The sequence below is a fragment of the Escherichia sp. KCJ4928 genome, from assembly GCF_004352695.1.
Classification (GTDB): Bacteria; Pseudomonadota; Gammaproteobacteria; order Enterobacterales; family Enterobacteriaceae; genus ECMA0423.
In genome coordinates, this window is record NZ_SJWV01000437.1 from 1 (window position 1) to 1,059 (window position 1,059).

Annotated in this window: 1 protein-coding gene and 1 pseudogene; both read right to left on the reverse strand. The window is 36.1% G+C overall.

Annotated features, from left to right (window positions below; translation table 11 throughout):
• Positions 1-33: 33 nt before the first annotated feature.
• Complete coding sequence (locus tag E0D98_RS24640; protein ID WP_019842864.1) at positions 34-525, reverse strand: hypothetical protein; 492 nt, start codon at positions 523-525, stop codon at positions 34-36.
• A gap of 37 nt (positions 526-562) precedes the next feature.
• Positions 563-1,059: pseudogene (locus E0D98_RS24645) on the reverse strand (hypothetical protein); the annotation flags it as partial.

Here is a 1,059-nt window from a genome sequence, read left to right on the forward strand (position 1 = left end):
GTGAGGCAAAGAAAACCCGGCGCTGAGGCCGGGTTATTGTTGCTTGAGTTTTTCGTTATAAATCTGTTTCAGCTTTATTGGTATGAAAAAAGAGCATCCAAATGAAATTATGCTTAGCCAGCATATAATAAACTCAAGTGCCAGACTCAGGTTGGTCACAGGCGGCTTGCTTGCTAAGATTTTACTGGTGTCTCCTGGTGGCAGCAGCATGTAGTAGAAGAATATTAAGCACAAGACTGTAAGATAGAGGTAAAAAAGCATCATGTAACGAGAAAACCGAATTTCGAATTTCCTCTTAGTTGCATACTTTTCTGATCTTGATTTACCTTCTGTAAACGATGCTACGTCTCCACTTGTGGTTATAACAAGTAACAGAAACCCTGTTAATATTGAAAATATATTTGCCACAAGTCCAAGCAACTCTTTGTTATATCTAACCTTATCATGTAAATAATAAGTTAATACAAGAGAAAGGCAGATAAAAAAGATTATGGAAAAAATATAACTCCAATCTTTACCTCTCATTCACACCTCCCCCTTTGGTTATACGTACAACCCTCCATTATAGTATGAAATCCTTGAAGTGCTCAAGAATTTCCTTAGCGTGTTCCGCTTTTATGGTGGTAGAGCCATACTTTCTTGTGTAATAATCTTTTTTTGTTTTGATTTCAGAGCTTTTGATCGCTTGGCCTTTTGATGTTGTGATGAAGAACTCTTCCGATAATTCATCAATGATCAGGCTTGGATTTTTGTTCGCAATATTTAAGAGTTTTGGGTTATGTCTCTTGTCAAGAGTCAGAAGCCCATAGAAAGAGTTGTCATCATCTTGCTCTTTCTCAAATAATCTTGACAAAGCTTCTTTAGCTTTTCCAGTGATACCTAATGATGTTGCTTTTGCCTCTTCTAGATCTTCTTTTGTTGTTTCAATACTTAGGCTGATGGAGCGTATTCCATCTTTTATTATCTTGCCAAGTGCATCTTTGTTGAGTTTCTCAGAAATATTCACATTGATATTCATGAGGCTAAATATTTTTTTTAACTTAGATAAAGGATGAGTTC

Excerpts from the sequence above, each read along its gene's own strand:
- E0D98_RS24640 (WP_019842864.1), bottom strand. The coding sequence starts at position 525 with ATGAGAGGTAAAGATTGGAGTTATATTTTTTCCATAATCTTTTTTATC.